Here is a 20000-nt window from a genome sequence, read left to right as displayed (position 1 = left end):
CAATGTGGTGGGGCGTCGGCGCGGCGCTGCTCGCGAACGTCCTCTACAGCACCGGGTTCGTCCTGGAGAAGCGGGCACTCGCCGCGCTGCCTCAGGTGAGCGTGCGCCGCCCGGCCCACCTGGTGCGCCTCGTCGCCGGCAGCCCCCTGTGGCTCGGCGGCTCCCTGGCCCTGGCCGCCGGGTTCGGGGCACAGCTCGCGGTCTACAGAACGCTTCCCATCGCCGCCGCGCAGGCCATCTTCGTCTCCGGCCTCGTCCTCCTGCTGCTCCTGTCCTCGGCGCTCCTCGGGGAGCGCACGACGGGCCGGGAGCGGTACGCGATCGGAGCGATCCTCGCCGCGCTCCTGATGGTCGTACTGTCCCTGCGCCAGGGCAGCGACACGGTCAGCAAGGGCGCACCCGCCGCGCTGATCCTCGGGGTGTGCGTGCCGACGCTCGCGGCGGGGCTCCTCCTGTACGGCCTCGCCGAGCGCAGAACGCGCCGCCGGCACCGCCTCCCGACGACCGGCGTCGAGTACGGGGTCGCGGTGGGCCTGCTCTACGGCGTGAGCTCGCTGGCCATCAAGGGGGTGGCGGGGTATCTGACCACGGACCGGCTCGGCGCGGCCGCGCTGCACCTGCTGACCTCTCCGTACCCCTATCTCCTGCTGTGCACGGGCGGGTTCGGGCTCGTCATGTCGCAGGCGGCGCTCCAGCGGTGCCGCGCCTCCCTGATCGTGCCGGTGTGCTCGACGGTCACGTGCCTGTTCACGGCCGTGCTCGGCACGCTCGCGTTCGGCGAGTCACTGCCGCGCGAGCCGGTGCCCCTGGCGCTGCGCCTGACCGGCACGGTCCTCGCCGTGTCCGTACTGCTCCTCATGCCGAAGCACGACGACCAGCCGCCCCCACCGCCCTCGCCCGCCAAGGAGTTGGCCCACCGTGAAGCCCGATGACCCGCTGCTGAGGATCCTGGCCTGCCCGCTCGACAAGGGCCCGCTGCACCTCCTCCCGCCCGAGGAGGACGCCCTCTTGTCGGGCGAGGCGCTCTACAACCCCCGGCTGCGGCGCCGCTACCCGATCGTCGACGGCATCCCCCAGCTCCTGCCCTCGTCGGGCGAGCAGGTCCCGGAGGACGAGCACGAGCGGCTGCTCGACCGGATGTCGCCCTGACGGCGCGGCCGCCGTGCGCGACCATGGACCGCATGTCAGCGCGACGCGGGCCCGCCCCCACCGGTGAGCCCTTCACGGTCACCGACTTCCAGCTGGTCCTGCTGCGCCGCATGGCGGACCACAACCCGGAGCTTGTGGAGGACGCGCGCCGGGAACTCGGCGCGTCGGTGGCGCAGATGCGGGAGGCGAACCGCCGCTACCAGGCCAGGCGCCATGTGAGGGGCCCGCTCACCACGCGGTCCCTGTACCGCTCACTCCTCGGCACCCCCGAACAGACCGTCACCCGGCAGATCGGGGACCTGACCTGCGAGGCCCTCCAATGGCGAGTGCCTCTCTGGCCCGGTCTGCTCTTCGAGGCGCTGGCCGGCCCGAACGGCGCGGTGTGGAACGAGTGGCTGGTCCGGGCCCCCGGCGCGCCCGCGCCCACGCTCCGCACCCTCGACGACCTCGTCCCCTGGTCCTGCACCGTGGACGAGGTGTCCGAGGCGTTCCCGCCCGCCCGCCCGCTGGAGGGCTCGGCGCCCACGCGCTGGGGCCTCGCCTTCGCGGCGCCGGACGCGGAGGGGACGCTTCGGGAGGTCAGGGCGGAGTTCACCTACGGGCTGCTCCAGCGCTGGACGCTCACCGGCTGACGCCGGCGGCCACCTCGATGATCGCGTCGGCCACGACCGGCAGGGAGCCGGGGTGGACCGTGCCGAGAAACAGGTTGGGTTCGACGAGCTCCAGCTCCATGACGCACGGCTTCCCGTCGTCGCCGTCGACCAGGTCGACGCGCGCGTAGAGCAGCTCGGGGGCGCCCGGCACGGCGGCCAGCGCCCGCTCCGCCACGTCGAGTTCGGCGGCCGTGGGCTCCCAGGGCTCCAGCGCCGGGTGGGGCGTCTTGTGCGCGTCGTAGGCCACACCCTCGGCGAGGACGGCGCCCTTGCGGATGGCGTGCAGGAAGCGTCCGCCGCAGAAGACGAGGGCGCGCTCGCCGGTGACGTCGATGTCCGTGACGTAGGGCTGGATCATCGCGGTGAGGCCCGCGTCGTGCATGCGGGCCAGCTGGCGCAGGGCGGTGTCGCTCTCGGCGGGCCGGTAGCGCGCGGCGAGCCGGGCGCCCGCACTCGCGGTCGGCTTGATCACGTACTCGCGGTCGGCGGGCAGCTCAGGGGTGTCGCCCGGCGCGAAGTAGCGGGTGGGGACGACGGGCACCCCGCGTCCGGCCAGTTCGCCCAGGTACCGCTTGTCGGTGTTCCAGCGCACGACCTCCGCCGGGTTGGCGAGCCGGGTGAGCGCCCCGCACCGCTCGGCCCACGCGACGAACTCGGCGGTGCGCCAGCTGTAGTCCCAGGTGGAGCGGATGACGGCGAGGTCGAACGAGGCCCAGTCGGCCTCGGGGTCGTCCCAGAACACGGTCTCGGCCTCGGCGCCCCGCTCACTCAGCGCCTTCACGAGCGGCGGCAGGTCCCCGTCGATCTCGATGCCGGGCCGGCTGGTCACCAGAGCGATCCGGCTCGTGCTGCCGTCGGGGGCGTCTGCCACGGGAACTCCATGCGTCGGTGCGGTCGTACGAAGAGCGCTCCGCAGGCTAACAACCCCCTGGCAGGTACCGGCTACTCGCCCTCGTCCGGGTCCCAGTCCAGGAGCCGCACCTTCGCCACGGTCCGTACATGGCGGCGCATCGCCGCCGCGGCCTGTGCGGGGCGGCCCGTCTCGATCGCTTCGAGGATCGCCCGGTGCTGGGCGAGGGAGCGGGCGGGGCGGCGCGGCTGGCGCAGGGACTCGGTGCGGGACTCGGTGACCTGGTCGGCGATGGACCGCATGAACTCGGCGAGGAGCGCGCTGTGGGCCGCCGCGGTGACGGCCGCGTGGAAGAGCCGGTCGCCCTCGACGCCGTGGCCGCCCTCCTCGATGTCCGCGGCCATGCGGTCGAGCGCCTTGTGCAGGGCGGCGAGGTCCTCGTCGGTGCGGCGTTCGGCGGCCAGCTCGGCGAGCTTGGTCTCCAGGGCCTCGCGGGCCTCCAGGACGTCGGGCAGCCGGCGCCTGCGCTCCACCATGTGCTCGACGGGCTCCGCGTCGAGGCTGTCGCGCATGAGGTACGTGCCGCCGCCGTGCCGGGCCTCCACCAGGCCCTGGACCTCCAGGACGACGATTGCCTGCTTCACGGAGGCGCGGCTCACGCCGAGGCGGGCTGCCAGGTCGCGCTCGGGCGGGAGGCGGTCACCGGCGCGCAGGCCGCCCTCGGCGACGTAGGCGCGCAGCCGGTCGAGGACCTGCTCGTACAGGCGCGGCCTGGCCGTCATCGGCCGCAGTGCGTCGGTCATGGGGCCCTCCTCCCTGGGGTTCCGCAGCGTAACAGCGGACCGAAGAAATGGCCCAGTGGCAGAACCAATCTTCCCGCGCATCCTTGACGTACAGGCGACGCCACCCCCACATTGGTTCAGCCACTTGGCCACTGCCGTCACTGTCGACCGCCGCTAGGAGCGCCACCCGTGTCCCTGCTCTTCCCCGCCCTGGCCCACGACCCCGACCGCCCCGCCCTGCGCTTCGGCGACCGCTCCCTCACCTACGGGGAGCTGGCCTCGGCGGCCGGAGCCCTGGCCGCGCGCCTCGACGGCGCGAGCCGGGCCGCCGTGTGGGCGACGCCCACCCTGGAGACCGCCGTCGGCGTCGTCGCGGCGCTGCTCGCGGGCGTGCCCGCCGTGCCGCTCAACCCGAAGTCCGGCAGCGCCGAACTGGCGCACATCGTGGCCGACAGCGCCCCGGACGTCGTGCTCGCCGCGCCGGGGACCGAACTCCCGGACGCGCTCGGCAACTTGACGTTCGTCGGCACGGACATCGACACGACTGCCGCGTCGGGCCCGGCCCGCGAGTGGCCCGAGCCGGACGCGTCGGCGCCCGCGTTCGTCGTCTACACCTCCGGCACGACGGGCCCGCCCAAGGGCGCGGTCCTGCCGCGCCGCGCGGTCACCTCGACCCTGGACGCGCTCCAGGACGCCTGGGAGTGGACCGGCGACGACGTCCTGGTGCACGGCCTGCCGCTGTTCCATGTGCACGGCCTGATCCTGGGGATCCTCGGCCCGCTGCGCCGCGGCGGATCGGTGCGCCACCTGGGCCGGTTCAGCACGGAGGGTGTGGCGCGCGAGCTCGGCAGCGGGGCGACCATGCTGTTCGGGGTGCCGACGATGTACCACCGCATCGCCGAGGCACTGCCCGCCGAGCCGGAGCTGGTGAAGGCCCTGTCCGGGGCGCGGCTCCTGGTGTCCGGTTCCGCGGCGCTGCCCGTGCACGACCACGAGCGGATCGCCGCCGCGACGGGCCGCCGCGTCATCGAGCGGTACGGGATGACGGAGACCCTGATGAACACGAGCGTGCGGGCGGACGGCGAGGCGCGGGCGGGCACGGTCGGCGTGCCGCTGCCGGGCGTCTCGGTGCGGCTCGTGGAGGACGACGGCGTCACGGAGATCCCGGCCGGCGACCCGGAGGCGGTCGGCGAGATCCAGGTCAGGGGCCCGAACCTCTTCACCGAGTACCTGAACCGCCCCGACGCGACGGCCGGCGCGTTCGCCGAGGGCGGCTGGTTCCGCACCGGCGACATGGCGGTCCGCGACCCGGACGGCTATGTCCGCATCGTGGGCCGCAAGGCCACCGACCTCATCAAGAGCGGCGGCTACAAGATCGGCGCGGGCGAGATCGAGAACGCGCTCCTGGAGCACCCCGGGGTGAGCGAGGCCGCCGTCACCGGCGAGCCCGACGACGACCTCGGCGAGCGCATCGTGGCCTGGATCGTCCCGGCCGACGCCGAACACCCCCCGGCCGCCGACGAGTTGGCCTCCCATGTCGCCGACCGCCTCGCGCCGCACAAGCGCCCGCGCGTGGTGCGCTATCTGGAGGCGCTGCCCCGCAACGACATGGGCAAGATCATGAAGCGGGCGCTCCCCCGTGGCTGACACCGTGCGGCTCTCCGCCCGCGAGGCCCTTGCGGCCGTCACCGACCCCGGCACCTTCACCGAACTGCCCGCCCCCGACGGCACGTACGCGCCCGACGGGCCGCTCTCCTGGGACGGCTACGACGCAGCGCGGGCACGGGCCACCGCCCGCACCGGCGAGGCCGAGTCCGTCGTGTGCGGGACGGCGTCGGTCGGCGGGACCAGGGCCGTACTGGTCTCCTTCGAGTTCGGCTTCCTCGGCGGCTCGCTCGGCGAGCGCACCGGCGACCGCATAGAGGCCGCGTACACGTTCGCCCGCGCGCACCGGCTCCCCGTCGTGCCCCTGGTCGCGACCGGCGGCAGCCGGATGCAGGAGGGTATGCGGGCGCTGGTCCAACTCCAGCGCGTGGCACGGCAGTCGGCGCTCACACGGGAGGCCGGCCTGGCGCAGGTGGCGGTCCTGCGCGACCCGACGACGGGCGGCGGCTGGGCGACGCTCGGCGCGGGCGCCGATGTGATCCTGGCGCTCGAGTCGGCACAGGTGGGCTTCGCGGGCTCGCGGGTGAGGCCGGCGGACGCGGACCCGGCGGCGTACTCGGCGCACGGCCAGTTCGCGGCCGGCGCGGTCGACGCGGTGGTGCGCCAGGACGACCTGGCGGGGACCCTCGCCGGATGGCTGCGGCTGCTCACGCGCCCGTCCGACGACCCCGCCCCGGTCCCGTACGCGCTCGGCCGCGGCGATCTGCCCGCCACGGGCCGCGACGCCGTCCGCCGCGCCCGATCCCCCGAACGGCCGCGCGCGGACGCCTACTTGGATGCCTACTTCACGTCCCGGGTCACGGTCGCCGGCGACCGCTGCGGCGGCACCGACGACGGTGTGCTGTGCGGCTTCGGGGAGAGCGCGCGGGACGGCAGGACGGTCGCGTACGCCGCACAGCTCGGTACGGCGACCCGGCCGGCCGGCTACCGGACGGCGGCGCGCCTGGTGCGGCTCGCCGGGCGGCTAGGCGTGCCCGTGCTGACACTGGTGGACACGCCGGGCGCGGCCAACGACGCGAAGGCGGAGCGGTCCGGGGCGGGCGCCGCCATCGCGGACCTGTTCACGGCGCTCGCCGCGTCGCCGGTCCCGGTCACCACGCTGGTCGTGGGCGAGGGCGGCTCGGGCGGAGCGCTCGCCCTGGCCGCACCGGAGAACACGTGGGCGACGCCGGACAGCTACTTCTCCGTCATCGCGCCCGAACTCGCCGCCGCGATCCTCAAGCGCGACCCGGACGAGACGGACGCGACGGCCGACCAACTCCATCTCATACCACAGGACTTGGTGGAGCTGGGCGTGGTGCGCGGCATCGCGGGGACGGCGCCGTGAGCAACCCCACACGGCATGACGGGGCATCACGAGGCCTCGCAAATACGAACAGGGGAGCAGTTGTTCCCTGGAACAGGTGATCGTGTCGCCAGGAATTGCATGAGGCGTCGGTGACCAACGATGCTTACGGTGCGCAAGCAACGGGCTGCAGACCGTAATTGTGAACCGGTCCATGTCCCATACGTGGCCGGGAAGTTGGTCCCACACATGCAACACCGCTAGGAGAACGCGCCACCATGAACCTGATCACCGACATCCTCGCCGGCCTCGCCCACTTCGTCGGCTGGCTCGTCTGACGCCGGACCGCGCAGGTCACGCGGAGTCAACCGCGGCGGCGCCGTCTCCCCCGGTCCCACGGGGAGGCGGCGCCGCCGCGCGTCACGCCCCGCACACCGCGGCCGCGTCCGTGAGGGCACGCAGCCGCGGAAGGATCTCGCCGGCGACGCGGGCCGGCTCGCCGGGACCCGTACAGCCGTAGAGGACGAACTCGTCGATGCCGAGCTGCCGGTAGGCGAACAGCCGCCGCGCCACCTCGTCGTACGTCCCGACGACCGCGTCCCCCGCCGGTCCGCTCCTGCCGTCGTCCAGGATCCGGTCCGCCGCGTCCCGCGCCTCGGACGCCTCGGCGCGGCCCACCAGACGCAGGCGGAGCCCGTACCGCAGCCGCGGATTCCGGTCCCGCGAGCGGGTGACGCGCTCCGCGACGACGGCCGGCGGCGCGCTCCTCACCAGCCGCACATCGGCCCGCCGGGCCGCGATGCCGTCGGCGTCCGGGGATTCACCCCCGAAGTAGAGCGGCACCGGATGCTCGACGGCCGGGTCGCTCAGCTGGGCGCCCTCGACCTGCACATGCTCCCCCTGGAAGTCGATGCGCCTGCCGTCGAGCAGGTCGCGCACGACGGCCATCACCTCGTCGGTGCGCCCGTAGCGCTGGTCGTGGGTCAGCCCGGCGCCGTGCGCGCCGACATCGAGCCTGAGACGGCCGCCCGCGAACCGGCGGAACGCGTCCGCCTGTTGGGCGATGACGGTGGGTCCCGCGCTGCCGGCGGGCAGCGCGACGAGGAAGCCGATCCGCTCGGTGCGTCGACAGAGTCCGGACGCGAGCGCCCACGGGTCGGGGCCGCCGGCCGGCATCGAGAGCGAGTCGAACCCGGCGCGCTCCGCGGCCAGGGCCGTGGGGGCCAGCGAGTCGATGTCGGCCGGCCGCCGGGCCGGCAGGTACCAGTGCAGCAGAGGGTGGTTCTCGGGCATGACGACACCTCGGGAATCGCGCGGGGGCGTGGACTACTGCGGGAACGGACGCGGGGCCGCCGGAGCGGCTCGAAGGACACGGGACGCGGGCGGGCCGGGCGAGGAATACCTCCCGAATACCTCCCCGGAGCGCCTCAGGAAAGGGCGTCGGTACCGGAAGCGGCCGGACAGAGCATCGTCGACACACGCTGAAGATCCACGTGGCGGCGCGAGACGAGCACGCGCGAGACGAGTACCGGAGCCATGCACGCATCCTGTCCGCGGCCACAGCGCCCCACAAGTGCGTTCCCGCATTCCGGACAGCCGCGTATCACTGGATGGAACACGAAGGCCCGGCGGGGCAGCTGCCGCGCCGGGTCTTCATGCAGAACATCGGTACAGGGAGGGCTACTTCACCCCCACCGCCCGGATGATCTCCTGGGTGACCTTGCCGCCCCGGTCGTCGCTCGCCGAGGCGCGCAGGGACACGTACTCCGCGTCGCCCGGCACCTTCAGCGTGCCCTTCCAGGACGCGCCGTGCCCGTCGAGCGCGACCTTCGTCCAGGTCTTGCCGTCGTCGTACGAGACCTCGAGGGTGCCGCCGCCGATCTTCCCGGTGTCCCGGGCGCCCTTGACGTACTCGGAGCTGATCCCGACGGAGACCCGGTGTCCGCCACTGACATTGCCCGCGAGGTCGGTGTCGACGTCGAAGCCGAGGTTGAGCAGCGGCAGGAACGTGAACCGGTCGTCAGGGGTCTCGGCGGACTTGAACGTCCACTCGGAGTGGCCCTTCGTGGCCAGCTTCCAGCGCGCGGGGTCGAGCGTCGTGTCGGTGACGACCTTGTAGGTGTGCTCGGCCGGGTCGGCGTCCCACACGTACACGCCGGAACTCTTCTTGCGGTCCTTGAGCACCCCGTCGACGTACACCTCGGAGGTCTGCGTCTGGGAGGGGTCGCTCCACACGTCGCCGAAGCCGGTGTGGTCGGGGCCGGAGTCGCCCCAGCCCGGCACGTTGAACTGGAGGTCGTTGCCGGCGCGCTGCTGGCCCCAGCCGAGACCGGTGCCGAGCCACGGGTGCCAGACCGGCTTGAACCAGTCGAGCTCGGAGTGCTTGCCGCCCTTGTACGTGACGAGGCCGCTGCGCTGCTCCAGGTCGGTCGGGCCCGTCTGGACGGACTCGTGCCACTTCTGGCCGGTGCCGGTGGAGACGTAGTCGGTGCGCTCGGCCGGGTAGTCGATCTTCTCCAGGAAGCCGAGGCCGATGCGGAAGGTGTCGGTGATGGAGTAGCGGAACTCGCCGCCCGCCTGGGGCTTCACGGCGTGGAACTTGGTGTCCAGGACGGCCAGTTCGGACTTGCCGGGCCGGTAGGTCAGGTCGCCGCTCGGGACGGCTCCCTTGTGCTCGTCGGTGAGGTCGTACACCCAGGGCGTGTTGCGGGTGCCGGTCATCGTGATGCTGCGGCCCGCCTTCGCGGCCGCGGCGAGCTTCGCGCCGTCCGCGGCGTCGACCGTGGCGATCTGGAGCGGCCGGTCGGTGTCGTCGTCCGTGCCGAACCAGGCGTTGAGCCGGCCCGCGGCGCCGTCGGTGACGAACAGCGCCTTGGCGCCCGCGTCCTGCGCGGCCTGGGCGAGCTCCGCCGGGGAGAGCGCGTCGGTGCGGCGCACGAGGACGGCCTTGCCGTGCACGTTCTTGCCCGTGTAGTCGGCGGGCGCGCCGGCCCCGGCGTCCACGACCGCGAGCTTGCTGCGGCCCTCGGTCAGGGTGCCGCCGCTCTGGACGACGGCCTCACGAAGGCCGTCCACCTGGAGCGTGGGCTTCCCGAGGCGCCACACGGTGCGGTACTCGAAGGACCCATCGGTGACCTTGCGGGTGGGCGCCGCGAAGATGCTGTCGTACTTGATGGGCAGCTGGACCGCGCTCATGTAGTCGGCGCCGCCCGCCTTCCGGTCGGCCTCCATGACGAGCTGGCGGGTCTGAGCGGTCCGGCCGACGTCGGCCTTGACCTCCTTCAACTGCCGTCCGTCGAGGGTGATCTCGCGGTCCCGGTCAAGCTTGATCTCGGGGTCGGCGAGGTAGCCGAGTCCGAGGGAGTCCTTGCCGTGGCTGCCGCGCACGTCGAGGTAGGACTCGACGTAGTACGAGCCGGGCTTCAGGCGCAGCTGGAGGGTGCCGGAGTCACCGACCGTGGCGGGGAACGGATCGGTGTTCCCGACGAGCTGCTGCACGCCGAGATACGCGGCCGTCGCGGCGCCGTCGCGGTCCTTCACATGGACGGTGAGCGTGTACCGCTCCTCTTCCTTGACCAGGCCGAACGCCGTGTGGGCGACGGGCTTCCCGGCCACGGACGCGACGATGCGCCCGCTGGTGTTCCCGACGGCGGCCTTGGCGCCGTCACCGGTCACGGTCGTGGAGGCGGTGCCGTGCGCCGGCACGGTCAGCTTGCTGTCGGCGAGCGAGACGACGCCGTCGGCCGCGCCCTCCGCGGCCAGCGTCAGCTCCACCGCGCTGTCGGAGGAGTTGCTGTAGGTGACCGTCTTCGTGACCGGCTTGTTGCTCTCGTACGGCCACTTGTAGTAGCCGAGGTCGGCGCTGCCGGTCGCGGTGACGTCCGCGGTCACGGCGTCGGGCACGCTGACGCGTCCCGAACCCAGGTCGTAGGCGGAGTCGGCGAGTTCCTCGGACGTCGACATCAGCCCGTCCTTGAGCTGCGCGCCCGTCCAGTCGGGGTGCTTCTCGGCGAGCAGGGCCGCGACACCGGCGACGTGCGGCGTCGCCATCGACGTACCGCTCATGGTGGTGTACGGGCCGCTGCCGGAGACCAGCGAGGAGCGGGCGGCGAGGATGTCGACGCCGGGCGCGGACAGGTCGGGCTTGAGCCCGTTGTCCCCGAAGCGGGGGCCCTTGCTGGTGAAGTAGGCGGCCTGGTCGGAGGAGTCGACGGCGCCGATGGTGAGCGCGGAGTCGGCGGCGCCGGGCGAGCCGATGGAGCCGGGGGCGCCGGAGTTGCCCGCGGCGATGACGAAGAGGGCGCCGGTCTCCTTGGACAGGGAGTTCACGGCGGCGGCCATCGGGTCGGTGCCGTCGCTGGCCTCGGACGAACCGAGGCTCATCGAGACGACCTTGGCGTGGATGTCCTTGGCGGCCCACTCCATACCGGCGATGATCTGCGACTCGCTGCCGGATCCCTCGTTGCTGAGGACCTTGCCGACGGCGAGGGTCGCGCCGGGGGCGACGCCCTTCTCCTTGCCGTCGGAGGCGGCGCCGCTGCCGCCCACGGTCGAGGTCACGTGGGTGCCGTGGCCGTTGCCGTCCGCGACCTCCTGGCCCTCGATGAAGGACTTGGACTCGGTGACGCGGGACGCGAGGTCGGGGTGCGTGGCGTCGTAGCCGGTGTCGAGGACGGCGACCTTGACGCCCTTGCCGGTGAGCCCGGCCTCCCAGGCCTTCGGGGTGCCGATCTGCTCGTTGCTCTCGGCCATGTCGGCCTTGACGCGGCCGTCGAGCCAGATCTTGCCGATGCCGTCGGCGAAGTCCTTGCCTTCGGGGGCGGTCACGGCGTTCCAGAACGTGCGGCCCTTGCCGGCGTCCACGGCGGCGCCGCCGATGCTGGCGAGAGCGCGGGTCCGGTCGGCGCCCTTCGGGGTGCGCGCCGCGGAACGGGCACTCTTCCCGCTGTACGACACGATGAGCGGAGTCGTGTCGGCCTTGGCGTCGGACAGGCCCTGGCGTATCAGCTCACTCACGTCGAAGAGCCTGGCGTCCAGCGTCCCGGCCGCCAGGTAGGGGCGCGCCTCGTCGGGTACGACGCTGATCCTGCCGTCGATCACCTGGGTCCTGACGGCGCCGGTCGCGCCCTTCGCGCGGTCGACGGTGACGGCCTTCTTGGTGCCGCCGAGGTCGGTGACAGTCACCTTGTCGCCGGTCACCAGGGTCACTGTGTGAGCGGCGCGGGCGGCGGGCGTGGTGGCGTGGGCCGCCGGGGTGGTGACGTCTCGGGCCACGGCCTGCCCGCCGGGAAGCAGCGCGAGCGCGAGCCCGGCCGACAGCAGGGCCGCGCTCCGTCTCGCAGGTCCTCTGGTCATCGTTGCCTCTCTTCGTAAGCCTCGGGTGGGGGTGTTACCCGAGCACTGCGAAGAGTGTGAAGTGCCCACTGTTACGGCGACATTGACGGGACCTGGCGGGAAGTTGCCCTGGCGCCTTCCCGCCAGGGAGCGATCGGGACTCGATCCGGCCGCCATCCGGACGCGATCCGGCCGCCATCCCAGTGCCGGCGTCCGGGTGCGGCTGACAGCCCCAACACCCCTCGGCCACACTGGCGTTGGGCATGTACCACACGTTTCGACCGGTTTCACGGGGGCGGCATGGACGGTTTGGTGGAGTACGAGACCCCCGGGGTACGGCTCGTCTCGCGCGGGGGCCTTCCCACGGCGCAGGCGGTCGGCACGTTCGAGTCGGCGCTCGACGGGGCGCGCTCGGCGGCAGAGTCGGCGCTGCGGGTCTTTCGCGAGGGGCCGCTCAAGCCGGACGGCGTGGAGATCGAGTTCGGCGTGAAGATGTCCGCCGAGGCGGGCGCGGTGATCGCCAAGGGCACGGCAGAGGGCCATCTGGTGGTGAAGCTCAGCTGGTCGGCGACGGACCGCGCGGCCACGGACGGCGCGTGAACAGCGCGCCGGCACGCCAGGATCGAGTGCGGGCGCCAGATCGGGGCCGGCCTCGTGGTGACCGGCCGCAAGGTCGTGACCTGCGCCCATGTGATCGCGGACAGCGGCCCGCCGTGCCCGTCACGGTCACGTTCCCGCACGAGGCGGGCGCGGTGGCCGTGCCGGCGCGGGTCGTGTCGCACGGCGGCTGGGGCGGCCACCCCACCGACCCCGGCGACCTCGCCGTCCTCGAACTCGACGAGGACGCGCCGGTCGACCCGGCCGCCTTCGCCCCCGCCGACGCCGCGTTCGGCGAGCCGCCGCGCAAGCTCGTCGCGTACGGCTTCCCGCGCGGCTACGACGAGGGACACTCGCCGAATACCGAGCCACCACCGCCCAGTTGATCGGCGGCGAGTGGATCCAGCTGGAGGCGTGGAACGGACACGGTCAGCCCCTGGAGGCCGGGTTCAGCGGCGCCGCGGTCGCGCGCGCCGGCACCGGTGAGGTCGTCGGGATGGTCACGGCCACCGGCGGCCGCGGCGTGCGCAACGGCCGGATGCTGCCCACCCACGTCATGGCCCGCTACTGGCCCGAGCTCGGCGAGCGCCTCCCCACCCCGGCCCGCGAGGACGCGGACCGGGACCGGCTGCGCGTCCTCGTCGCGAAGGCGGCGCGCGCGGGCCTCGACTGCTCGCCGCAGCGCCATCGAACTGCGCGCCCTGCGCACGGCCCGGCCCACCCGCGACGCGGACCTCCTGATCCGCACGCTCAACTCCACCGGCCGCCCGGTGTCCGTGGTCAGCGACGTGTCACCGCACGTCGTCTCGGCCCACCTCCAAAACCGTGCCCTCGCCGTCCGCGCGGGCGTCCACGGCCGCTCCGAAGACCCCCGCCTCCTCATGCCGAACCCGGACGCCCTGCACCGCGCCCTGCACCAGCCGGGCTCCCCACCCCGCACGGCGTACTCATCGGCTCGTCCCCCCGCGGAGCTGAGGGCGGCCCGGACGATAGGCCTCCCCCTCATCGGCTACGCCCCGAACTCCCTGCACCGCTGACGCTCCGGCTCCGGAAGCCCCAGGCGCTACCCCGGCGGATCAAGGGAGTTCGTCACGAACCGGGGACGCCCCGAGCGCCCTCACGCCGTAGGCCTCCTCACGCCGTAGGCCTCCTGGCGTCGTAGCTCAGGAACTTGCGCCATTTCAGGGCGAGGAGCAGGACCGCCACCACGCAGGCCGTGCCGCCGCCCGTAATCGCCAGTGCGGGGGACGCGAGGTCGGCCGTCGAGCCTGCGACGAAGTCGCCGAGGCGGGGGCCGCCCGCCACGACCACGATGAAGACGCCCTGGAGGCGGCCGCGCATCTCGTCGGGGGCGGCGACCTGGAGCATCGTGCCGCGGAAGACCATCGAGACCGTGTCCGCGCAGCCGGCGAGCGCGAGGAAGAAGAGGCCGAGCCAGAGGTTCCTGGTGAGGCCGAAGACGGCGATGGCGAGGCCCCACCCGCACACGGCGATCACGATCGCCAGGCCGTGCCGGTGCACGCGGCCGAGCCAGCCGGAGAACACTCCGCCCAGCAGCGCGCCCACCGCGGGAGCGGCGACGAGCAGGCCGGTGGTCCGGGCGTCGCCGCCGTACCAGAGCAGCGCGACGGCCGGGTACAGCGCCCGCGGATACGCGAGGACCATCGCGCACATGTCCGTGAAGAAGGTCATCCGGAGGTTGGGCCGCCCGGCCAGGAACCGCAGGCCGTCCACCACGGAGGCCCGCTTGCGCCGCTCCCCCGCCGCCCCGTCCGGCAGCATCGCCGGCAGCCGCCACATCGCGTACAGAGCCGCCGAGAAGGCGACGGCGTCGATCAGGTACGCCGTCTGGTAGCCCCACAGGCCGACCACGACGCCGCCCAGCATGGGGCCGATGAGGGTGCCGGCCGTGGTCGTCATGGAGCCAAGCGCGTTCGCCGCCGGCAGGTGTTCCGGCGGCAGCAGGCGCGGAATCATCGACGTGCGCGCCGGGGAGTTGAGCGCCCCGCACACCGCCTGGAGGGACACGACCGCGTAGAGCAGCCACACCCGGTGATAGCCGGCAAGCGCCGCGACGGCCAGTGCCACGGACAGCGCGCACGAGCCGGACGCGCTGTACAGGCCGAGCTTGCGCCGGTCCATCGTGTCCGCGATGGCACCCCCGTAGAGGCCGAAGACGACCAGCGGGACCAGCGAGAACAGGCCGACGAGGCCCACGGAGAAGCTGGAGCGCGTGATGTCGTACACCTGGAGGGACACCGCGAGCGCGGTCATCGCCTGGCCCGTCCAGGACACGGTGTTGCCGACCCACAGGCGCCGGTAGTCGACGGAGATACGCAGCGGGGTGAGATCGGCGAGAATCCGGCGGCGACCACCCGGCGCGGGATCCTTCACCTGTGCCGAGGCGGGCATCGCGGGGGTCTCGGAAGCGTCTGCCTGGTCCGGCGAGGAGGGGGTGCTGGTCACACGGGATGCTAACAACGCCCGGCAAGACCACCCGTCCGGCGGAACCCCGCCCGGCTCATTCCAGCGCGCGCCCGGAGCCGCCCCGCCGCAGGATTCCAGAAGGGCCGTTATTTGACGACCCGTCACGGTCTGCGCTCTCGGGAGGATCTGCCATGACCGTCAGTCTGGAGCAGTTGCGCCGCTGCCATCTCGCCGTCGACCTGGGGGCCGCGCGGACCCGGGTGTTCGTGAAGGGCGCGGGCCTCGTCGTCGACGAGCCGAGCGCCGCCGCCGTCAACACCCGCACCGGCGCGCTGATCGCGGTCGGTGAGCTCGCCGAGAAGATGACGGGCCGCACCCCCGACTACATCCGCGTCATGCGCCCCGTCTCCGGCGGCACCGTCGTCGACATCGACATGGCCCAGCGCATGCTGCGCCACCTCATCGGCGAGAAGCTGCGCCGCGCGCTGCGCCGCAAGCCCCGGCTGCGCGCCGCCGCCTGCACGCCGCACGACGCCGATCCGCTCGCGCAGCGCGCCACCGTCGAGACGCTGGTCGGGCTCGGGGCGCGCCGCGTCGAACTCGTCGACACCCTCATCGCCGCCGCCGTCGGCTGCGGCCTGCCCGTGGAGCGCCCCGAAGGCACGATGATCATCGTGTGCGGCGCGGCCACGACGCAGATCGCCGTCCTGTCCCTGGGCTCGATCGTGACCGCCGAGCGCATCCCGGTCGGCGGCGACGCCATCGACCACGCGGTGGTCCAGCACCTGCGCCAGCACCACGAACTGATGCTCCCGTCGCAGTCCGTACGTCCCCTGCAGCTCGCCCTCAGCGGCAACGGCCTCACCTCGCACGGTCCGGAGTCGACGGAGATCCACGGCCGGGACGTGGCGACGGGCCTGGCCCGCTCGGTGCACGTCGACACGGCGGCCGTGCGCCACGCGATCCACACCCCGCTGACCGCCGTCCTCGACGGCATCGGCAAGGTCCTGCGGGACTGCCCGCCCGACCTGGTGGCCGACCTCGCGGACCGCGGCATCATGATGGTCGGCGGCAGCGCGCTGCTGCCCGGTTTCGACCAGATGCTGCGCGACGCCACGGGAGTGCCGGTCCACATCGCCGAACGCCCGGACATCTGCGCGGTCCTCGGCCTCGGCGCGATGCTGGAGGGCAAGGTCCAGCCCCTCACCCTCGCCCCGGTGGCCGGCTGATTCCGGCGACCGGGTTCGACGCGGCGCGGGGACGTCCTTTGATGTTGCGTGTCGCGGGTCTCGGTCACGCCGTCCGTGCACAGCAGGAGTTGATCCCCCGGCGCGAAGTCGACCTGATGCGGGCGAGCCGGTTCACCGCCGTGCGCACCGAGCCCCGGGGCCGGTGCGCAGGCGGGCGAGCCGAAGTCGACCTGATGCGGGCGAGCTCGGGCAGTCCACGGAGGCGTCGCGACGCACGAACATCGGGGCAGGCCCGAGCAAACCATCGGGAGCCTCCGATGGCCGGCACGGGGCGGCTCACCTCCGCACACGCGGAGAGTCATGGCTGAGGAGGCTGGGAGACTCGCTTGCCCTTGGCGAGTCCACGATGTTCATGGTGCCGCGTAGTGGTGGGCCGGCCCTCCCCGCCACTTCACCCATGTCTCGTCATCGAGGAGAGCGCTGTGCACCGTCACGCCGGCCTGACAGAGGAATTCGACGAGGTCGGCATCACTCCGGGCGATCCCGGCGACGTGCCCCTGGATTGCTACCCGCCGGCCCCCGGTGGGGGTGGGCGGGTGCACGACTATCGGTGTGGATTCCATACGGCGAACGGTGCTATGGACCGGCTGATCCCGCGCGCGTGGGCTCCGGTGGGAACCTTGCGCTGTTCGCGTGACTGGACACATCAATAGTGACGCGAGGCCGCGCCGCGACCGGTGCCGGGGAACGGCCTGTCCGGGGGCCTGGCGGACTGCGGCGGCGTCCGGCCGTCCCGGTCGCACGCCCCCATGCACCTTGCGCACCAAGCGAGTTCGCCTACGGATACAGCTCCCGGGACCGCCTCATCACTTGGTGGCCCGCCAGGCCGCTTGCACCGCTCAGTTCGGCCGGCCGAGCCCCTGTGTGTGACGGATGCAAGGGCTCGCCGGGCACTTCCGCTCAGCCGATCGGCTGACTGTGTCCCCTCGATGCGCGGGTGCTGCCGGTGTGGCGTCGGCGGCGGACCACCACAACCAGACCGGCTTCGGTGTTGCTCCGCTGGGCAGGTGGTCGATGTCCAGGCGGATCACTGTTCCGTGGACGATGGGGGGTGCCGTCGGCAGCTCTTTGCCCCGGCCGTAGGTGTGGCACAGGGTCCGTTCCGGTGAGGTGTGGGCATCGGGCCGCAACCAGTCCGAACGGGCGGTCAGGCAGGAGTAGAACTTGTCCCGGAAGCATGACAGTTATTCCAGCGGATCCCGTCGGGCGTCGTGATACAGCAGGCTCGTCCTCACGGCCTTCGTGCTGGACGTGTGTGTTCCTTGGTCGGAGCACATGTTCAGCCGAAGGCCGCCCCCGTGGAGAGGGCAGCCATTCGGCCGGCTCCGCACGACTCGTCGTTCGTGCCCGGACACACCGTCATGAACGGCTGAATCGTCGCAGTGGCCCCGCCGGACCGGACAGCTTCGAGAGAAGCGCCTGAGACGTTGCCGTGAGGCGGTTTTCGTCACGCCTTCCCGAGTCCGAACTTCGTGAGGTGTCGAATGGCAAGGCGGGCTGCCAATGCTGTTCGAGGCGCCCTGTCGAACCCTGCTCGCAGATCTCGGACTGAATCGAAGACGGGCGACGAGCGAACTCCGCTGTCGAATACTGATCCTGCGAGACCAACTGATTCGCCACGAGGTAGATGAGCGTGGCGACCGCGTCCTGATCCACGACAACCGTACGACCACGGCTCACCGGCGCCGCCGGTTCCGAACTCCTTGCATGCCTTCTCGGTGCGATCGGGACGGCCTGCCCTCGCCGCCCGACCTCGCCGGCCAGCGGAACACCGGATGCGCTCACCCTTGAGGGAATGGGGCGAATTCCGAGGGAGTCTCTGCGTTCTTCGATGTAGTCGAACTGTTGGTAGAATCCGGACAGTTGAGACGTATTCTTCGCGAATCCCTCGGCGATCTGCTCTCTGTCGCGCAGGAGTTCGCGATGCATTTCCCCGTACGCGCTGCCCAGCTTGATGGAGTCCTCGCCGCGATCACTCAGGCCGCTCGCGTAGGGGGCGGCAATGGCCAGCGCTGCCAGGCCCGACAGCCCGGAGATGAGAACCTGCGCCGTCAGCATCGAGGACTCGGCGACCAGAGGCCAGGCCAGAAGGCCGGTGAGGAGGCTGACGCCTCCGGCGGCGACGCCGTAGAGGCGCTCCTTGCGTACCAGGCGGACGGCTTCGCGCGGCATCCTTCTTGCCCAGTACTCGGAGCTTTCGATGGTCTCTTCAAGTCTTTGCGAGATTGCCGCGGCGGCCGGAGTCTTCGATTTTCTGAGCGAGCTGTGCGGCATTTTCATGCATCCCTCGAGTCCAAAGGGGCGGATTCGGCGTCACGGATCGACGGAGCAAGGAGGTCCGCGGCCTGGTGAACGCTCAGCCCGTGCACGGCCGGCAATCCCACCCACTGCGGTGTTCGGGTGGTCGGCCATGGTGCCGTTTCGTATACCCCCGTCCGTATACGGAATGTGCAACATGACCGACGATGGCCGACGTGACGTTGACAGTTGACTTTCCGAAGATCCGAACGTAAGTGCGGGCATGCAGCTCACCCGCGCTTACGGCTACCTGAAGACTCTGCACGTTTCCGGCGAGCAAGTCGGCATGGAACGGTGCGAAGCCTTTCAGAATGCCGGACCCCTGCGAGGCACCCCCATTCGGAAGCTTCGGGCTCGATCGAGGCCCTCTCTCAGGCCTCGATCGAGCCAGAAGAACTGGACATACCTCGGCGCGCCTTCGACGAAGCGCGACATGCCCATGGGAGCGCCCGAAATCACCTTCATGCGGGCACGGACGTGAGGTGTTCCGTACAAGCATTAAGCCATCTCGGGCGCGGCGTGCCCGGCTGGGATAAACTCTCGTTGACTGCCCCGGCCCGATTCCGACGGGCCGGGGCCTCAACTATTCCTGCGGCAGGTACTACCAGTCGCCGCCGTCGTTGCCGCCGCCGTAGCCGCCGCCGTGGCCGCCGCCGTAGCCGCCGCCGCCACGGTGGCCGCGGAAGTTGTCGACCACACGGAAGCTGCCTACGACGCCGTGCTTGACCCAAACGCCGCCACGGACCTGGTGGGGGGAGACGCTGTTGCTGGTGCTCCACGGTCCGACCGTGGCAACAGGAGACCCGTTGTCGCAGGTCGCACCGCGGAAGACCTCAACAGCCTTCCAGCTGTCGTTGCGGACGTTGAAGCTGTTCGCACCCAGACCGCTGACCACGGTGATGCAGCCGTCCGAGCCGGCCGAGTAGGACCGCTCGTTGATGTGGATCCGACCCTCGTACCTGTAGTGGTTGTTGTTGCCGTTGTCCTTCTCCTTGCCCTGGCCGGAGTCGCCACCGAGGGGCGCCGCCGCGGGAGCAGCCGCCTGACGAACAGCCGGAGCAGCCGGGGCCGCCTCCGTGCCGGCAGCAGCGGCGTAGTTGATGCCGGTGGCGGCAAGGGCTGCAGCGCCCGCGATGGCGGCGGTGACAGCAATGGAACGCTTGCTCATGTCAGTTTCTTCCTTCTCGGAGAGATCGGCCGGACAGCCGCTCTGTGAAAGAAGATACAGAAATCACCCCATTCGTCACTTATCAGACGTGCTGAAAATGCGAAAAATAAGCCGTGTGGCCGTATGCCCGCGGAGGCGCCCCGTCGACTGAGGCGTCCGCGTCGACCCCCAATTACCCCGTCCTGCACGGCAGTTGACGCCTCGTGAGCCCTACCCGGTGACTCGCTGACAACTGCTCAAAATTTTCTGATGCCGTGTCGCAGGTTCCGTGTGGCGCGCCGTCGCTCGCGTCGCCGGCCGGTCGGAGCGAGGCTCGCCGACGCCATGTCGACCCGCTGGACCGCGTTCGAGGGCCACCCACGTAGACCTACGGCGCGCGCGACGCCCCGTCCGGGCAAGTGCAGCGCCTCGGCGGCGAACCCGTTGCGGGGCCGCCGGGAAGCCGCGGCGAAGCAGGGCAGCCGGCGCGTGGGCCGACGGAGCGGAAGGGGCGGAAAGGCAGGAAGGGTAGGAAGGGGAGGATCAATCAGATCACCGCGCGC

General features: G+C 72.0%; 17 protein-coding genes and 1 pseudogene. 9 read left to right on the top strand and 9 right to left on the bottom strand.

The window, feature by feature from the left end:
* Positions 1 to 2 precede the first annotated feature (2 nt).
* The 3 genes from OHA58_RS24620 to OHA58_RS24610 are packed head-to-tail and all read left to right on the top strand — an operon-like array spanning position 3 to position 1781.
* Entirely contained in the window at positions 3 to 932 is a 930-nt protein-coding gene (locus OHA58_RS24620) for a hypothetical protein (protein WP_382476060.1), read from the top strand.
* Positions 919 to 1149: a Trm112 family protein gene (locus OHA58_RS24615; RefSeq protein WP_100591888.1), complete on the top strand. Its 231-nt coding sequence runs from the start codon at positions 919 to 921 to the stop codon at positions 1147 to 1149. Before OHA58_RS24620 ends, OHA58_RS24615 begins: the two co-directional genes overlap by 14 nt.
* 32 nt (positions 1150 to 1181) lie before the next feature.
* Entirely contained in the window at positions 1182 to 1781 is a 600-nt protein-coding gene (locus OHA58_RS24610) for a hypothetical protein (protein ID WP_405481423.1), read from the top strand.
* Here the strand turns inward: OHA58_RS24610 and OHA58_RS24605 are convergent.
* Both OHA58_RS24605 and OHA58_RS24600 read right to left on the bottom strand, forming a co-directional pair.
* Positions 1771 to 2673 (bottom strand): RimK family alpha-L-glutamate ligase, encoded by a 903-nt coding sequence (locus OHA58_RS24605; protein ID WP_405481422.1) that lies wholly within the window; start codon positions 2671 to 2673, stop codon positions 1771 to 1773. The genes OHA58_RS24610 and OHA58_RS24605 overlap by 11 nt on opposite strands.
* 71 nt (positions 2674 to 2744) lie before the next feature.
* Positions 2745 to 3455, bottom strand: a complete 711-nt coding sequence (locus OHA58_RS24600; protein WP_382997973.1) for a FadR/GntR family transcriptional regulator — start codon at positions 3453 to 3455, stop codon at positions 2745 to 2747.
* Positions 3456 to 3623: 168 nt separating this feature from the next.
* On the opposite strand from OHA58_RS24600, the gene OHA58_RS24595 reads away from it, so the two are divergent.
* The gene (locus tag OHA58_RS24595) at positions 3624 to 5081 is read left to right on the top strand and encodes an acyl-CoA synthetase (RefSeq protein WP_405481421.1); all 1458 of its coding nucleotides are present in this window, start codon (positions 3624 to 3626) and stop codon (positions 5079 to 5081) included.
* Complete coding sequence (locus OHA58_RS24590; protein WP_405481419.1) at positions 5074 to 6426, top strand: carboxyl transferase domain-containing protein; 1353 nt, start codon at positions 5074 to 5076, stop codon at positions 6424 to 6426. Before OHA58_RS24595 ends, OHA58_RS24590 begins: the two co-directional genes overlap by 8 nt.
* Positions 6427 to 6804: 378 nt before the next feature.
* On the opposite strand, the gene OHA58_RS24585 is transcribed toward OHA58_RS24590, so the two are convergent.
* Both OHA58_RS24585 and OHA58_RS24580 read right to left on the bottom strand, forming a co-directional pair.
* On the bottom strand, positions 6805 to 7677 hold the full coding sequence (locus tag OHA58_RS24585; RefSeq protein ID WP_405481418.1) for an LLM class flavin-dependent oxidoreductase: 873 nt from the start codon (positions 7675 to 7677) through the stop codon (positions 6805 to 6807).
* Between the two features lie 387 nt (positions 7678 to 8064).
* Entirely contained in the window at positions 8065 to 11739 is a 3675-nt protein-coding gene (locus OHA58_RS24580; RefSeq protein ID WP_405481416.1) for a S8 family serine peptidase, read from the bottom strand.
* Positions 11740 to 12018: 279 nt separating this feature from the next.
* Here OHA58_RS24580 and OHA58_RS24575 point away from each other — a divergent pair, with 279 nt between their 5' ends.
* Positions 12019 to 12318 (top strand): CU044_2847 family protein, encoded by a 300-nt coding sequence (locus OHA58_RS24575; RefSeq protein WP_405481414.1) that lies wholly within the window; start codon positions 12019 to 12021, stop codon positions 12316 to 12318.
* 113 nt (positions 12319 to 12431) lie between these two features.
* Complete coding sequence (locus OHA58_RS24570; protein WP_405481413.1) at positions 12432 to 12701, top strand: hypothetical protein; 270 nt, start codon at positions 12432 to 12434, stop codon at positions 12699 to 12701.
* Here the strand turns inward: OHA58_RS24570 and OHA58_RS24565 are convergent.
* The gene (locus OHA58_RS24565) at positions 12653 to 13063 is read right to left on the bottom strand and encodes a hypothetical protein (RefSeq protein ID WP_405481412.1); all 411 of its coding nucleotides are present in this window, start codon (positions 13061 to 13063) and stop codon (positions 12653 to 12655) included. The two genes, OHA58_RS24570 and OHA58_RS24565, sit on opposite strands and share 49 nt — an antisense overlap.
* A 22-nt stretch (positions 13064 to 13085) precedes the next feature.
* Here OHA58_RS24565 and OHA58_RS24560 point away from each other — a divergent pair, with 22 nt between their 5' ends.
* A complete protein-coding gene (locus tag OHA58_RS24560) occupies positions 13086 to 13352 on the top strand; it encodes a hypothetical protein (protein ID WP_405481410.1) in 267 nt (88 codons plus the stop codon).
* A 97-nt stretch (positions 13353 to 13449) separates the two neighbouring features.
* Here OHA58_RS24560 and OHA58_RS24555 read toward each other — a convergent pair whose 3' ends face one another.
* Positions 13450 to 14727: an MFS transporter gene (locus tag OHA58_RS24555; RefSeq protein ID WP_405485148.1), complete on the bottom strand. Its 1278-nt coding sequence runs from the start codon at positions 14725 to 14727 to the stop codon at positions 13450 to 13452.
* Between the two features lie 206 nt (positions 14728 to 14933).
* Between OHA58_RS24555 and OHA58_RS24550 the strand changes: the two genes are divergently transcribed.
* Positions 14934 to 15971 (top strand): rod shape-determining protein, encoded by a 1038-nt coding sequence (locus tag OHA58_RS24550; RefSeq protein ID WP_405481409.1) that lies wholly within the window; start codon positions 14934 to 14936, stop codon positions 15969 to 15971.
* A 92-nt stretch (positions 15972 to 16063) separates the two neighbouring features.
* Here the strand turns inward: OHA58_RS24550 and OHA58_RS24545 are convergent.
* The 3 genes and pseudogenes from OHA58_RS24545 to OHA58_RS24535 all read right to left on the bottom strand — a co-directional run.
* Positions 16064 to 16237, bottom strand: a pseudogene (locus OHA58_RS24545) (hypothetical protein); the annotation flags it as partial.
* Positions 16238 to 17351: 1114 nt separating this feature from the next.
* Positions 17352 to 18272, bottom strand: coding sequence for a hypothetical protein (locus OHA58_RS24540; protein WP_405481402.1), 921 nt, complete (start codon positions 18270 to 18272; stop codon positions 17352 to 17354).
* 619 nt (positions 18273 to 18891) lie between these two features.
* Positions 18892 to 19458: a hypothetical protein gene (locus tag OHA58_RS24535; RefSeq protein ID WP_405481400.1), complete on the bottom strand. Its 567-nt coding sequence runs from the start codon at positions 19456 to 19458 to the stop codon at positions 18892 to 18894.
* Between the last annotated feature and the right edge of the window lie 542 nt (positions 19459 to 20000).

The organism is Streptomyces sp. NBC_00009, assembly GCF_045040855.1.
Taxonomy (GTDB): Bacteria; Actinomycetota; Actinomycetes; order Streptomycetales; family Streptomycetaceae; genus Streptomyces; species Streptomyces aureus.
Note: the sequence above shows the minus strand (reverse complement) of the source record. Positions and strands in the feature narration are given on the sequence as shown.